The 14441-nt window shown below is 59.8% G+C and carries 13 protein-coding genes; 7 read left to right on the top strand and 6 right to left on the bottom strand.

From position 1 onward, the window contains the following. Positions 1–4: 4 nt before the first annotated feature. From IPM54_23280 to IPM54_23265, 4 genes are read right to left on the bottom strand one after another with little or no spacing between them, the layout of a single operon-like run. The gene (locus IPM54_23280; protein MBK9262712.1) at positions 5–2773 is read right to left on the bottom strand and encodes a DUF2169 domain-containing protein; all 2769 of its coding nucleotides are present in this window, start codon (positions 2771–2773) and stop codon (positions 5–7) included. Between the two features lie 33 nt (positions 2774–2806). After that, on the bottom strand, positions 2807–3652 hold the full coding sequence (locus tag IPM54_23275; GenBank protein ID MBK9262711.1) for a PAAR domain-containing protein: 846 nt from the start codon (positions 3650–3652) through the stop codon (positions 2807–2809). A gap of 19 nt (positions 3653–3671) precedes the next feature. Continuing rightward, positions 3672–6143, bottom strand: coding sequence for a type VI secretion system tip protein VgrG (tssI, locus tag IPM54_23270; protein ID MBK9262710.1), 2472 nt, complete (start codon positions 6141–6143; stop codon positions 3672–3674). Between the two features lie 36 nt (positions 6144–6179). Then, positions 6180–6905: a LysM peptidoglycan-binding domain-containing protein gene (locus IPM54_23265; GenBank protein MBK9262709.1), complete on the bottom strand. Its 726-nt coding sequence runs from the start codon at positions 6903–6905 to the stop codon at positions 6180–6182. Positions 6906–7242: 337 nt separating this feature from the next. Between IPM54_23265 and IPM54_23260 the strand changes: the two genes are divergently transcribed. Then, a complete protein-coding gene (locus tag IPM54_23260; GenBank protein ID MBK9262708.1) occupies positions 7243–9024 on the top strand; it encodes a hypothetical protein in 1782 nt (593 codons plus the stop codon). Here IPM54_23260 and IPM54_23255 read toward each other — a convergent pair. Continuing rightward, positions 9021–9542, bottom strand: coding sequence for a hypothetical protein (locus IPM54_23255; GenBank protein MBK9262707.1), 522 nt, complete (start codon positions 9540–9542; stop codon positions 9021–9023). The two genes, IPM54_23260 and IPM54_23255, sit on opposite strands and share 4 nt — an antisense overlap. Continuing rightward, entirely contained in the window at positions 9529–10344 is an 816-nt protein-coding gene (locus tag IPM54_23250; protein MBK9262706.1) for a CPBP family intramembrane metalloprotease, read from the bottom strand. Before IPM54_23250 ends, IPM54_23255 begins: the two co-directional genes overlap by 14 nt. Before the next feature lie 251 nt (positions 10345–10595). Between IPM54_23250 and IPM54_23245 the strand changes: the two genes are divergently transcribed. From IPM54_23245 to IPM54_23220, 6 genes are all read left to right on the top strand, one after another. Continuing rightward, entirely contained in the window at positions 10596–10994 is a 399-nt protein-coding gene (locus IPM54_23245) for a polymer-forming cytoskeletal protein (protein ID MBK9262705.1), read from the top strand. A 44-nt stretch (positions 10995–11038) separates the two neighbouring features. Further along, positions 11039–11353: a polymer-forming cytoskeletal protein gene (locus IPM54_23240; GenBank protein MBK9262704.1), complete on the top strand. Its 315-nt coding sequence runs from the start codon at positions 11039–11041 to the stop codon at positions 11351–11353. A gap of 3 nt (positions 11354–11356) precedes the next feature. Beyond that, entirely contained in the window at positions 11357–12121 is a 765-nt protein-coding gene (locus IPM54_23235; protein MBK9262703.1) for a polymer-forming cytoskeletal protein, read from the top strand. After that, positions 12118–12687 (top strand): orotate phosphoribosyltransferase, encoded by a 570-nt coding sequence (gene pyrE, locus IPM54_23230; protein MBK9262702.1) that lies wholly within the window; start codon positions 12118–12120, stop codon positions 12685–12687. The genes IPM54_23235 and pyrE overlap by 4 nt, the downstream gene beginning before the upstream one ends. Before the next feature lie 493 nt (positions 12688–13180). Beyond that, a complete protein-coding gene (locus IPM54_23225; protein MBK9262701.1) occupies positions 13181–13684 on the top strand; it encodes a hypothetical protein in 504 nt (167 codons plus the stop codon). Beyond that, the gene (locus IPM54_23220) at positions 13681–14403 is read left to right on the top strand and encodes a hypothetical protein (GenBank protein MBK9262700.1); all 723 of its coding nucleotides are present in this window, start codon (positions 13681–13683) and stop codon (positions 14401–14403) included. The genes IPM54_23225 and IPM54_23220 overlap by 4 nt, the downstream gene beginning before the upstream one ends. The last annotated feature ends 38 nt before the right edge of the window (positions 14404–14441 follow it).

The raw sequence follows: 14441 nt of genomic DNA, 5'->3' as shown, positions 1-14441 counted from the left end.
TTCGTCATCGCCTCGGCCGCACGGGAATCGTGCGCGCAAGCGCATACACGCGCAGCGCAATCGCATGCGCTTCGTTCTGATCCTGCTGCGGCAATACTTCCGCAATGAGCCGCACGGAAAACTTGATGAAAAGCGGCAGCTTTTTCGACAGATCCGCCGGCAGATACGTCGGAATTGGTTTGTCCCCCGATACTCCATGGAGCACCGCACGAATCCATTCCGCCGAAGCAAGCTCGCGCATTTGATACTTGCGTTGTTCGAGCAGCACGCGGCGTGAATGCACGTCCAAATAATCCGATGGAAGCATGCGATTCGCCTTCATCCAGGCTTCGCGTACACGCACGGAAAAGTTCGCAGCGACTTCGGGTGATTTGCCGAGCGGCGTGCCGAGCGCCTCATTGGCCAAATCGACCGTTTCTTTCAATTTCTTGTCACCCGTCGCCAGCGGCGCCGCCGCGCTCGTGAGCACCCTCAGCGTCTCGACCTCGTCGAAAGGCAATTCGATTTCGCCCGCTACCACGCAAAGCGGAGGCTCGAGCACGCCATCGTCATTGACGGCCGAAAAAAGCGCATTCTCGACGTCGATGGTGGGCGTCGCGCGCGACAATACTTTCGAGACCCTAGACTTTTCGTCCTTCGCCTTCTGCTCGGGCGTCTTTTCGATAGGCTCGACGGGTTTTTTCTGGGGTTTGTCCAGGTCCGGCTCGAGGTAACCGTCCGCGTCTTCGTTCTTTTTTTCTTCCGGCGGATCGACGTCCAAAATGCGCTTCCACGCGGGGTTTTCCTCGAGACGCGGGGCAACTGCGGGATCGTACCACAGAATGTCGACGAGCATTCGCCCAGGGGTTGGTCCAGACGCACTTGCCGAAACCTTGTCTTTCGGCAGTTTGTCGTCCTTTTCCTCGGGCAACGTCGTCGCCGCCGCATTCGATGCTTCCGCAGCTCCCAGAAATGCGGCCGTCGCGAGCATTCGCGGATCCGGTTTGCCCGCGCGCGATCGATCCTTTTCGAGCGCCGGAGGAGCCGGGGAAGAGGGCGAAGACGGAGCAGACGGCGGCACGGCTGCATGCGCCTTCGCTGCCGCGAGCACAGCGGCTTGACCGAATGTCGTACCGACGGGCGCCACGGGCGGCGCGGGCGCGCCCGGCGCAGGCTGCGCCACGATGCCCGGCAGCGTCGGCGCGTAGCTTCGCATGGGCGGCGGTGGCGGAGCGCCGGGCGGAATCGGCATCGTCATGGGCGGCGCAATGGGCGGCACGGGCCGTGACATGGGCGGCGCTACCGGCGGCGCGGATCGCGATGCTGCAGGAACGCTTTCAATGCCAGCCGCTCGGTGACTCGCCGCTGCCAAGCTCGGCGGCGCCACTTCATTCGAGCGAAGCATTTGCGCAACGGGCGGCGGTGGCGCAACCGGCGCACCTTGCAATGGCTGCTGAGCGACAGGAGGCGGCGCCGTCGACCGAGGTGCCTGCGCCGAGCGCGATTTCGATGCGGCGCCTTTGTCGAGCCACGTTGGCATGGCACCGGAAACGGATACGGCCGGAAAGATACCCGTTGCGCCAAAGTCTTCCGGGCGTTTCGGACGCATGGGCGAAGCTGACCGAACGGGCGCAGGTGGCGTGGCGCCAGGATCCCACGGCAATGCGGGCGACGGCGAGCTCTTGAAAGGTAAAACCGCATCGAGCCCCTCGAGCGCGTCCGCATTCGTGTGCGTATTGTCCATGTCGTCGAAATCGTCGTCGGTTGGGCTTTCCGGGACGCTCGCGGCATGCGGTCGTTGTGGGGGATCTGGAAACCGCACGGGTTCGCCTGGGTATTCGACGCCAATGTATATCGTGCCCGGTTGGTCTCGGCCATCCAGCGGAAGTTGCCCGCGAAAAATGACCGTGCAAATGGCCCGATTCGTATCGATCCACAAGGTGTCCGCGACGAGCGACAATTCCCACGGCGGGAGACCATCGATTTCGACCCGAGTTCGCGGCCTCAGCCCAGGCAAACGGGTGACGAGCCGTTCCACGTCTTTGTGCAGATTTTCGAGCACGATCGTTTCGTCGGCCCGGATTTCGTCAATGAATTGATCCGAGGGTGCCGCTTGGAAGTACGAACCATCGAAGTCCATCCCCAGCGCCGTTTCGGTCCAGTTACCTTGCAGAAAGGCGGCCGAAAGCGGCCCGAGTTTGTCACTCCGAGCAGGCCACCGCGCGGCCATCGGCCCGAAGCCAATGGCCGGTACGGGTGCTCCACGATCGACATCGGGAAATGCGGGCGGCTGCAAATTGGGAAGCGTGCGACGACCATAAGGATCCGTCGCCGAAGGATCCACGCCCACGGGATTCCAAGACCCCTCGCCCCCCGCAGCTCGCTCGTAACGAAGCGACATCTGCGCCCACCGCGGTCCTTCCACGAGCGATCCATCGGGCGCAATCGTACGCTGACCAAATACCTCGACCGATTTGTCCATTTGCCCGACGACCAGACGCGCAAAAAGTGAACGCACGGGTTCACCACGCGGCGCGAAAGCATTGCCGACGAGCAGCACTTCGGGATTGGGTTTGTACGGAACGAGATCCGACGGAGCATAAACGCTCTTTTGCGGATCATCGTCCCAATGGTTGTCGTGGTCGTTGATTCCGTCCGGCTCCGCCGCAACGACTGCAGTTCCTGGCACGAGCGAAAACGTCGCTTTGCAAACGAGCGTCAGCGTCCATTGCCCAGGTTGCTCTTGCCACGTGATGAAGCTCGTGGCGAACGGCGGAGAATTGATGATGCGCATGAGAAGTGCAGGACGAAGTCGAGCAGTGGCGTATTACCACTCCAGGTTGTCTGCAAAATACTGCGCGCGCGCCCAGACGTCACGCGAATAATCGTCGCCCGAGGTGCCGTCGTCGAGTCTCGCCCAACCTGCGGCATCCGCCGGCTGTGTGCGCGCATTCCCATAACCGAAATTGTAAGCAGCCGTGGCAGTCGCTAACTGCTGCTCGCGGGGCCAATCGGGATGCGCGGCAGCTACGCGATCCAGATCATTGCGGAAAATCCCCATGGCTTGTTCGGCATGCGCCCTGCTGTACGGATCACCCGTTGGCGTATGGTACTGTTTGTCCACCTGGAACATACCATATCCATTGCTATCGTATTTGCCGTATCCGTTTTCGTCCAAATGGCGACCGAACCCGGATTCACGACTCGCAATGCCGAGTGCCAGCGCGGGAGGAATTCCGTACTGTTCGCCGAGCTCTTTGGCAAGAGGCACGAGCTCTTGGGCCCTTGCGGCATCGAGCGGCGCTTCTTCGGTCGCGCGCGGCATTTCGCCCGGATCCATTCTGCTCAAGATGGCGTTTGGATTCGCTGACGACAATTTTCCGCCAGCATAAAGGGCTTCGCATCCCGTCTGGACATTGCCTCCGCAATCGAGCGGATCACCGACTCGAACCACGGGCAAACCATTGACGATCACCTCGTCCGATGCTTGAAGCACGCGGCCTTGGTGCGGCGGGTGCGCCGGGCACCCGTGCGATTCCCAAAGGTCTCCTTGCCGCACCACGGCGTACCCTTCGAGGAACACGTCGGGGCTTCCTTCGACGGCTTTTCGCGGCGGACAAGCATCATGTCCGGTGCAGATGTCCACGTCTTTGCGAGCAACCAAAAGTGTCATGGCCAAACCTCCACGAAGATTACCACTTCAGGTTTTTCGCGTACCATTGCGCTTCGGACCAAACGTCACGCGAATAGTCGCCCTTCGGATCCGCGATATGAGCCGTTCCGCTATCGAGCTGCGCCCATGCCGCGGGACTCGACGGTCGAGTTCGCGCATTGCCCGGTCCGGCGTTGAAGGCAACGAGACCTGCGGCCATGTATTCTTCTTCGGTCCAGCCTGGGTTCTTCGACTTGATCTGCGAGACGTAATCCTTGTAAATCCCCATCGCTTGATCGATGTGATTCCAATCGGCCGGACCACCCCTCGGCGTATGGTAGCGTTTGTCCACCTGGAAGAGGCCAAACCCTTGCCCATCGAACTTGCTGTACCCGCGCGAATCCAAGAATTCGCCGAAGGCCGATTCGCGATTCATCCAGGCGAGCGCCATGGCCGGCGGGATGTTGTGCTTTTCGCCAATCTGTTTGGCCAATTCTTGATATTTCTCCGCGTGAGCTTTGCGCGCCGCCGCGACTTGCTGGAATTTGCCCGTCGGCCCACCCGGATTCATCTTGAAGAGGCGTTCGTTTTGCTGCGCTGCTTGCGACTTGCCCGAAGGCTGCTGTGCAGGCGCGGGTTTGGCCGGCTGCTCTTTCGGCTTCGGCGCTTCTTGCTTCGGAGGCGCGGCTTTCGGAGCTTCCTCTTTCGGCGGAGGCTTCGCTCCCCCTTGCTGTCCCGACAATTCCTTGGGTTTGTCCGCTTGTGAAATTTGCCCCGGCGGATTGATTTGCACCTTCGGCCCGCCCTTGACGACCAATTCCTTACCCGCCTGAATGATCACGTTCCCCTTGGCGGATAGAATCAGATCTCCCTCCACCGTGACGTGCCGGTTGCCCTTGGTCTCTTCGAGCTCGTCTTTTTTGACGATTTTGTGGAAATCTTTCGTCGCGGCCAAGTAAAACAGCTCGCCGTCCGCTTTGTCCTCGAACGTGATTTCATTGCCGCCATTTTTCGAGCTCGATTTCAACGTCGTGCGCGTTTTGTTTTCCGGCATCGGATACGGCACGGGCGACGTCGTATCGAACATGCGCCCGACGATCATCGGCAAATCCGGATCTCCTTCGAGGAACCCGACGAGAACTTCTTGCCCCACGCGAGGCATCGTGATCATGCCGTAGCCGGGACCTGCCCATTGCTGCGCCACGCGCACCCAGCACGACCCTTTTTCGTCGCCCTTCGCTTCGCGGTCCCAAGGGAATTGGATTTTTACGCGCCCGAATTCATCGACGTGAATCTCTTCGCCCTTCGGACCCACCACCGTCGCGCTTTGAAGCCCTTGAATGCGGGGTTTGTCCGCTTTCGTCACGGCCTTGAACGGACCATCTTCTTCGCTGCGATGCGGGTCGGTGGGGCTGCTCGTCGTCAACATTGGACGATACGGCGCTTCGGCCGATACCGCATCGGCACCGGCATTCCAATCTTCATTGATTTCGCCCGTAATGAAGGACGACGTGACGAGCAGCTTTTTCCCGTTCTTGACGCTCGGATGCGGATGACCGCTGATGGAAATGACGTCGCCCGCTGCAACATTGATTGCGGATGTATTGAACGAGGCGCGCCAGGAAGCGGCTTTCAGTGCTTCGGTATGCCGCTGAGCGCGCGCGGTGGCTTCTTTTTCGTTGTGACGATATGCGCCTTCTTTATCGGCGTGAGGCGTGTTGTCGACAGCGCCGTCGCCCTTGACGTTCGTCGCGCCCGGAACGTAGAAATAATCTTCCATGAGGGCATTCGAGCCACCTCCATGGGACCCTGCGAGCTGGAAGCTTGGGCGACGAAAATCGAAATCGCGAACGACGGCTTTGCCCGGTTTCACCATTTGCTGCAGCGACATTTCGGTCACGTGCTCGCTTTTTTCGCCCATGCTCGGAGAACGCATGAATGGGAGCGGTTTCGAGCGCGGCTCGGCAGACGTCGGCGTATCCGTGATGATCATTTTCGTTTCATTGGATCCCTCGGGCGTCGAGAAATGAAACGAAATGCCCGCATCGACCAGGAGGCGCCGAACGAAGTCGTGATCCGTTTCGCCATATTGCACGCAGAATTCGCGCTTGCCGTGGGCTGCACCGTCGACCTTCATTTCGAAGGGCACTTGCCATTCATTGAGGATTTTCTCGACGATGTCCGGAACCGATGAATGCTGAAATGCGCGGTGATTGCGGCGATGGTTGAGCATCCAAAATTGCGGCGCAATTTTCACCGCGTACGTGGACAAACCATCCGGTTCGACGCTCGTTTGCGTGATGCGCGCACACACGCCCGTCCAGGTGCGCTTGCCGCCGATGCCAGATAGAGTAAATGACGCTGGGCGTCCGCTGAGCTTTTCGAGGTCGACGTCGTCCGCACCCATGGCGACGATATCGATTTGAAAGGAAGCCGAAATAGCCTCGTGCACCGCAAACGTGCGAACGTCGAGGTGTTCGCCGGACTCGAAGGACAACTGTGCGTTGCTCATGGTCTTCATTCTCCAAACGCCGCTTGTTGCGGAATCTCAACCAAACGTCTTTTTGTAAAGCCTATCCACGAGGGGTGTGGGATCTTTGAGGGCCGGGTGACGGCGATAAGGGCCTCCACCCGTCAGGTTTTTGCCTCGCGCCGATTCACCGAAGAGCTCGAAATGAATCATCGACATGTTCAATGAATCGAGCAGTCCCACGTATGCGATGAGCTCGCCCATTTTGACCTGCTGCCCTGCCTTGACCGCCACCTTCTTGCTCGAGCTGATTTCGCCATACCTCACGACGCCAATGCCCGGGTGAAACACCTCGAGAGCGTTCGTGCCGTCGTAGAAGTAATACGGCTTCTGAATGATCACGCCGTCTGCAATAGCGCGGACTTTCGAACCAAATGGCGCATAAAGATCGACACCAGCGTGTTTGCGCCCGCCACTTCGGCCGCAACCAAAGTACCTGGGCCCATTCTTCCAGCTTGCGGTGGGCCTGATCCACAGCGGAAAAATCTCGCTGCCCGACGGCTGCGAATTGGATTCTTCGGGCGGCTTTTCTTCGGGTTTTGGCGCAGGGCTGCCGCCACTACCCGCACCTGCGCCGCCACCACCACTTTTGCCCGGGAGAGTGATTTTTTGTCCAACGGAGATCGCGTTCGGATTCTTGATGCTCGGATTCGCCTTCAAGATCTCGCTGACCGTCGTCCCATTGCGGCTCGCAATTGCACCGAGCGTGTCCCCAGACTTGACCGTGTACGTTGAGCCCGACATGGCTACTCCTAAGCAATCCCGTCAACTGCGCGACGCGCACGACGCGCATTAGCTGCCCATGTTAGCAAATGCCTTGCCAGGTGTCACCATCCGCGAAGATCAAAGAACTACGGATTGATAGTGGATCCAAAAAGGGGTTGGCACCTTTCGAAAGGCAGGGGCACGTTTTCTAGAGCGCTTTATTTTAGTTGTTTGAACCACTTCTTCCCAAAGGGGTTGGCACCTTTCGTCGCTCGAGCATGGGCCATCGACGATCCACCTGGGACATCGATGATCCAGTTCTACCGGGCCCAAATCATCCCTGGAACCGCGCGTCGCCACGATGTACGATGGACCCATGCGTGTTTTTCGCAGCGCGGCACTTGCCGTGTTTGGCGGCCCATTGCTCCTTCTATCCGGCGCCTGCGGGTCGACGACGGCACCGAAAGTGCCGCGCTCGTCATCTGCGCCCGTCATCGATCGTGCGGCGGGACGAGCGGACGTCGATTACGTCGCAATCGGCCCGCGCGTCTTGCTACAGGCCGCAGAGCCGCTCCTTGCCCACCGCGAAGCGCGAGGGCTCGGCGTCGAGCGTATTGCGCTCGAAGACATCATTCCTGCAACCGAAAATCAGGAAGACGCCACCGCGCCCATCCTCGAAGCCATCCGCAAAGTCGCTTCCGCGAGCGGATCGCGGCTGCGCTTCGTGCTGCTCGTCGGCGATGCTCCGGGCTATGATGAATTGGACCCCGAACGGTCCTTGGTGCCTACGTTTTACCGCACGAAACTCCGCTATTTGGATGACGATCCCTTCGATCGCGTGCGCGACGATTTACGGAGCGCTTCCGAGCGGCGGCGTATTCGATACAGTGAATCCGAATATGCGACGGACCAGCCTTATGCCTATGCGCACATCGATGCGCCGGGACAACCGAGCCTCGATGCAAAAGCCAATCCAAGACCACTTGCGGTAGGACGCATCCCCGCACGTTTGGCGGTGGATGTCGTCGGATTCGCAAAAAAGGTGATCCGGTATGAAACGACGAAATCGGAAGGCGCTTGGCGCCGCAGCATGACCATTTTCACCGGTCCCGCCGACTTCGGCCCGTTGGCCGATTTCATGATTGAGAACACGATGACCCGCACGCTCGACGACAAAGTCCCTTACGATTGGGACGTCGACATCGTGTTCCCCAAGCTCGGCTCACCCTGGGCTTATCCTTTTCCCGAGTTACAGGAAAAACTCGTTTCCCGTCTGGAGGAGGGAGCGTTGATTGCCGGATACGTTGGACACGGCGCCCCGACGCATTTCGACGACGTGCGCTACCAATACAATTATTATCAGCTCGGCTCCACGTTCGACCTCGAGTTCATGCAGATCAAGGAAGGACAACCTTTTTTCATTTCGCTCACGTGCAGCAATGGTTTTTTCGATCTCCGCGAACGAATTCAATCGATCGCCGAGGTCATGGCGCTCAATCCGCGTGGCGCCATTGCTTCCTTCGCCTCGAGCCGCAACAGTCACCCTTATTCGAATGCGCTTTACGGCGACGCCATCGTGCAAACGTTCATCACGGAACGCGCCCCGACCATTGGCGAAGGAATCGTGACGGCCAAGCAGCGAATGCGCGAAGGAGAATTGCCGCTCGCTCCGCTCCTCTTCGAATCGGATCCCGTCGAGCTTGCGGAAGAACACATGGGGCTCTACAATCTATTCGGCGATCCGGCGACGGTGCTGCAATACCCCTCGAGCGCCAAGGTGACGATCGACGGCGAAACGACGGCGTTTGCTCCAGGAACCACGGTGAACGTCAACGTGGAGAGCAATGCAGTCGCATCGGGCAAAGCGCTGCTCACGATCGAAACGAAACGCAGCGTCGTGCGCGCCGCGGTGCCTTCGGCGATTGCCCTGAAAGTGATGCCGGAGCGCGAAATGTGGGATACGCTGAGACAAACCTACAAAGCGGCCGTGGACAAAGTGGTTTCTCGGGACGAACAGCCCGTCGCGAATGGTAAAGCCAGCTTCAAGCTGAAGCTGCCCGAAACAGAGGGCGATTACGCAATCAAGGTGCTCGCTTTCGGAGGCGGCGAAACGAGCACCGGTCACCTGCGGGTCAAGCTGGCCAAACCGCAAAACTAGTCGACCTTCACGAGCACGGCCAATTCACGATTTTCGATCACGCATTGCTCGGACGTGCAGACCGAAAAATAAAAATTACCCGAAACCTTCGCTTCGCCGGGCTTTTCCGCCACGAAGGGCACCTTCATCACCGCCTTTTCGGGCGTGATGGTCACGGCATCCGTCTTTACGACCGGCGTCGGATACGTGATTCCCGCAGGCGGCGTCCCGAGCTTGATTTTGTAGGGATATTCTTGGTTGCAATGAAATGCGCCCTTGGGCTCGAGCACCACTTCGACCGTGCCCTGCTGCCCCGCCGTGTACGGACCCGCTGCTTTCATCTCGAGGCTGAAATTCTTTTCGTCGAGTTTGCCCATGACGGGCTCCGCAGGTTTCGCTTCGGGCACCGTCGCAGGTGCATCCACGGCCGGAGCGGGCGGAGCCGAGCTGCCTTTGCATCCGAAGCTCGACACGACAGCAATCAGAAGCGCCGAACAGATTGGCAAAGACACGATCGATTCACGGTTACGCACGGCCATGGGGAATCTCCGAGGTTCTTGCTAGTTTCTTCGAAACGAATGCGGTCAGCAAGACCGCGACGAAAACACAAAGGAGAGCAGGAAGGCCGCGAGCGCGCGTACCATCCGTGAGCATGCCGCTCTCCCACGACACTTCGACGATGCCTCCACGTAGGCCCACGCCCGTGAGAAATACCCACGCAGCGTGCGCGGAGACGGGGGCCCACGCAGCATTCGTACGAGCCCAAAGCATCGCGAAGAGGACGCCTTGCGACGCCGCAAGGAGCAAAGCTTCCCAGGACAAACCTCCCGCGAACACGAGCGCGCTCGTGCCCGCGAGCGCGGCGTAGCCGATCGCAACCGGCAAGCGCACGCCCGCACGCGCAGCGACGAGCAGCGGCAGGCCGCGGTACAGGAGTTCGTCACGTACGCCCACGGACGCTCCGCGCAAGAGGCCGAACACGAGCGAGCTCGATGGAGTGCCCGGCTGAATGGTTGCAGCTCCAACGATGATGCTCACGACGAGCGGTACGAGCACGAGCGCGCTTGCCACAGCAACGCCGATGCCGATGCCTTGCCACATGCGGGACGAAGATCGTTTCGATTTCGCGTCGTCGAGGTTGTCCCAACGCACGCCGGCACGAGTCATCGCCAAGTCGACGATGACTGCGCCTGCGAGTGCGGCGCCGAGGGGGCTACGACCGACGACGATTTCGGCGAGGCGCACGGCGATCGCGGTGCCGGCGAGCCACGCAACGCCTCGGGCAATTTCGCGCGTCGGCGTCGCGAGAGAAACATCGGTAGGTGCCGCCTGGCTGACCACGGGCGCATCCTTGCACGAAGCGGCTGAAAGTGCCCACCCGACGGTCGATCGCGAGGGTTCCACGAAGCTACGCGAGACTCGGCGTTCGAGACGACAGACGAGCGTTGCCGACGCGATCGCCTTGGAGTAGCTTGCGCGCGCCTTTTGCCAAACCAACTGGGGTTTGGGGCGAACGACGCGGCAAGCGATCCGAAGCTCCAAATGTCGAAACAGTTGTCGCGGCGGAAGCGTAAAGTGCGCGGAGAAGGTTCATGGGCGCAGCGGCAACGGCGGTGGAGACGAACGATTTGGACACCAACGGTTCCGTGCTCGGACGCGGCACGCGCGTACGTGGTCGCATCCAAGGCGATGGCGATCTACGCATCGAGGGCGGTGTCGAAGGCGACGTGAGCGTCAGCGGCGAGCTGGTCGTCGAGGAAGGCGCCGAAGTACAAGGCAACGTCGACGCCGCGACGGTCACGATCAGCGGTGCGCTCACCGGAGACGTGTCGAGTCGTGGCGGCATCGTGGTACGCGCGTCGGCCAAGGTCGCGGGAAGCCTCGGAGGCCCCGAGGTAAGCCTCGAAGAAGGCGCTGAATTCTCTGGGCGCATCGAAGCAGATTTCGACTTGCCGGCCGAACTCTTGGGTGGTTCGTCCGGGGCTCGGTAATGGAAGGACAAACGTCGCCAACCGCGCGGCGAGGAGCGTGAAACGTGGCGGGTACGATCATCGGCAACGGCATGACGATCGAAGGTGAGATCACCTCGGATGAAGAGGTGGTCGTCGTCGGCACGGTGCGTGGCAAGCTCCACGTCGATGCAGGAGTCACCATTGAAACCGGCGCCATCGTCGAAGCCGACGTTGCAGCGGCTTCGCTTTCGATCGGCGGCACCATGACGGGCAACGCGAGCGCATCCGACCGCGTGGACTTGCTCAGCGGCGGAAGGCTCGTGGGTGATGTCAAGGCTGCGCGTCTCACCATTGCAGACGGTGCCTCGTTCAAGGGCAACGTCGACATGGACGTGTGACCCATGACGACGCCCTCGACCATCGGCCGCGGCACAACGATCCGCGGTTCAGTCCGCAGCGACGGTGACCTCGACATCCACGGCTTCGTGGAGGGGAGCGTCGTCGTCACAGGCGAGCTCGTCATCGCGGATACGGCGCTCATCAAGAGCGACGTGTCCGGTCGTCGCGTCATCGTACGCGGTGCAGTCGCTGGAAACGTTTCAGCAAACGAGCTCATCGTCGTCGAGCCGGGCGCTCGCATCGTCGGCGACATCGGCGCTCCGCAAATTGGCATTCGACCAGGCGGGCTCATTCGTGGCCACGTCGCAACGGGCGCACCGCTTCCCGAAAGGGCTCCGCAACCCGCGGCTGCTGCTGCGCAAGCGCCCAAAGGCCGCGCCGCGCCTGCCGCACCTGCCGCAGCTCCAGCAGCCCGCCATGCAGCCCCGGCGCCTGCCGCACGCGCTGCCGCCGCGCCCGCTCGTGCGCCTGCACCCGCGGCCAAACCCGCAGCGCCCGCACCGGCGCGAGCACCCGCGGCGCGTGCACGTGCACCAGCGCCCGCGCGCGCACCGATTCCGGCTCCTGCGCCTACGCCCGTGCCCGCCGCAGCACCGCCGCCTGCTGCTGCTGAAGAAGAGCCCGCCATTGCCGAGGTTTCTCCGGAAGAACCGGTAGAAAACGTCGCGGTGGAAGCAGAAAGTGGCGGACCGCCGCCTCCCGTCGTCCCCGCCGTGCCCAAAGGAGCAAGGGCACAAGTCAGGCGCAAGGGAGCCGGAGCGAAGTGAGCAAAACCGAACGGGAGCGGCTCGTCGAGCTGCTCCGCGAGCGTTCCTTTGAACGCAAACGAGTCATCCTCGCCTCGGGCCGCGAGAGCGACTTTTTCATCGACTGCAAGCAAACGATCCTGACCGCCGAGGGCCACGTGCTCGTCGGGTCGCTCATGTTCGACGCGCTCGATGCCTTGCCGCCGTGCGAAGCGGTCGCGGGTGTCGAGCTCGGAGGGTGTCCGCTCGCGAGCGCCGTGTCGCTCACGAGCTTCGTACGTAGCCGCCCGCTTGCCGCGCTTTACGTGCGCAAGGAAGTCAAGGACCACGGCTCGAAGAAGCTCGTCGAGGGCGATCGTTCGATCACAAAGGATATCCCCGTGGTGATGCTCGAAGACGTCATCACGACGGGCGGATCGACGCTGAAGGCCGTGGACAAACTCAGGGCGGTAGGCGCGCGTGTCGTGGGTGTCGTGGCGCTCGTGGACAGGCTCGAAGGCGGGGCGGAGGCAATTCGAGCGGCGGGTTTGCCCGTGGTGTCGATTTGCACGCGGCGGGATTTCATGGCGGATGAGAAAAATTTTTAGAAACTGTCCCGAACGATGATGACGAGCAGTGGCACCTGATCAAGCACAAGGTCCGACATTGTTCCTTGACGTTGAGCAGGAGTTTCGGCATCATTTGAATTGGTCATGGATGTAGCAGTGAAACAAACCGAGCCTGCAAATGGTAGAGATACGGAAGACTCTGCTCCGGTGTCTTTCGACTCCTTCGATGATGTGCTAGCCGAATTGCAAGAGATCGAAAGAGAACTAGCCGAACGGTTGAAAATTCGTCGAAATGTTCGCCAGACGCTCATGGCGCTCGATCGGGCGAATCGATTGCACGAAGATGATTTGGTCGCCCGATGGCACAGCGTGTACTGCTGGTACAGGTCATGGCTAGACGCTGATGCTCCAGACGAAGAATTAGAACTATGGGAACAATCTACTTCGGTAGAGAGTGAGGGTGGGGCCGCAGATGCGGCCCTTTCTATCTTTGTACTATTTGTTTTAGACTTTAAAGGGAACCGTAACAACAATGGCTTTGGATCAAAAGCAATATCGATATTGGGAGCGATTTTTTCCTGGTTTGATTGCGGCCGTAGAGCAACTGGGACCGGGCGAATTCAACTCCGGGCAGCTGAGAACAAGACCCTCGGGAAGCCACAACGACGCTATTGCCGGCATTTGGCTGCGCCTCATCTTCTCGCTCAAAGATGGCCACGATCTTAAAATTGAAATCCAACTTAACGCGCGGCATGGCACGCCACCCTATATGCCCGAGAGTGAAGCGCAAGTGGACCTTTGCAACTGGCAGCGAAAACACTATGCGCTGCATTATGGCGTGCAGCTAGGTGACGCGATCTTTCGATTCGACTTGGACCAGTTCGGACATCACGTTCATATCCTGCCGAATGTTGGAGAGCACGTCTCATGTGATCGCGTAACGCCCAATGTAAAAGATATCGATCCACGCGAGTTTATTCGGATGGTAGCTGCGTACCGCAATGACGGCACATACCCAGTACGGAAAAAACTATGAGGCATGAATCCACTGTTTATTTCCCCGGTGAAGGTAAAGATTTCTTGCAGGACTGCATCATGCAATCGATTGAATGGTGCATCCACACCCAAATTAAGAAGGTGGTCATTTTCAGCGGAACTGGGGCAGGAGCGCATTTTGCAGCAACGAAAATCCTAACCCAGGAAGGCTACTCCGATCTTCAGCTCATTGCTGTTACGCCTCCCTTCGGACGCCCTTACCGCACGAATCCCGCCGATCCCGGTAGCCCGACGGTTCGCACAGGCATTAAGCAAGCAATGCGTGACGAGCTTGCAGCATTGGGTGTTGCAGTGGTCACAGCACACCTCCCCTTCAAAGGAATCCATGTCGGTCGCGAACGATCCGGTGAATGGACACCCATATCCGAAGCGTATGGCGTACTCGGCGGGGGGTTTGCGTTGTGTGTACAAGCAGTACTCATGGCATGCGACGCGGGCTGTTTAGAAAGTGGCGAGCGTGTAGTTGTAGCTTCTGCCGATACCGCCTTCTCCGCCATCGCGTGCCGCACTGAATCCTTCTTGTCGCCCACAGAAGGCATTCTCGTCGAACACATCATCTGTAGGCCCATGCAATATCGAATATCCAAGGCGAAACATTCGCAGCTCCCTCGTATGTGGGAACAGTCTGGTTCGAATGAACAAGCAGCCAACGTAATTGATCCCACGCCCCACATTACGAACGAGACACCCAACGAGTGAAGCTCTTGACGACGCGATGACGATGGCTCATTCCGAAC

It is taken from the genome of Polyangiaceae bacterium (assembly GCA_016715885.1).
Classification (GTDB): domain Bacteria; phylum Myxococcota_A; class Polyangia; order Polyangiales; family Polyangiaceae; genus Polyangium.
Note: the sequence above shows the minus strand (reverse complement) of the source record. Positions and strands in the feature narration are given on the sequence as shown.

Excerpts from the sequence above, each read along its gene's own strand:
- IPM54_23280 (MBK9262712.1), bottom strand. The coding sequence starts at position 2,773 with ATGCGCATCATCAATTCTCCGCCGTTCGCCACGAGCTTCATCACGTGG.
- IPM54_23275 (MBK9262711.1), bottom strand. The coding sequence starts at position 3,652 with ATGACACTTTTGGTTGCTCGCAAAGACGTGGACATCTGCACCGGACAT.
- tssI (MBK9262710.1), bottom strand. The coding sequence starts at position 6,143 with ATGAGCAACGCACAGTTGTCCTTCGAGTCCGGCGAACACCTCGACGTT.
- IPM54_23265 (MBK9262709.1), bottom strand. The coding sequence starts at position 6,905 with ATGTCGGGCTCAACGTACACGGTCAAGTCTGGGGACACGCTCGGTGCA.
- IPM54_23260 (MBK9262708.1), top strand. The coding sequence starts at position 7,243 with ATGCGTGTTTTTCGCAGCGCGGCACTTGCCGTGTTTGGCGGCCCATTG.
- IPM54_23255 (MBK9262707.1), bottom strand. The coding sequence starts at position 9,542 with ATGGCCGTGCGTAACCGTGAATCGATCGTGTCTTTGCCAATCTGTTCG.
- IPM54_23245 (MBK9262705.1), top strand. The coding sequence starts at position 10,596 with ATGGGCGCAGCGGCAACGGCGGTGGAGACGAACGATTTGGACACCAAC.
- IPM54_23235 (MBK9262703.1), top strand. The coding sequence starts at position 11,357 with ATGACGACGCCCTCGACCATCGGCCGCGGCACAACGATCCGCGGTTCA.
- IPM54_23225 (MBK9262701.1), top strand. The coding sequence starts at position 13,181 with ATGGCTTTGGATCAAAAGCAATATCGATATTGGGAGCGATTTTTTCCT.
- IPM54_23220 (MBK9262700.1), top strand. The coding sequence starts at position 13,681 with ATGAGGCATGAATCCACTGTTTATTTCCCCGGTGAAGGTAAAGATTTC.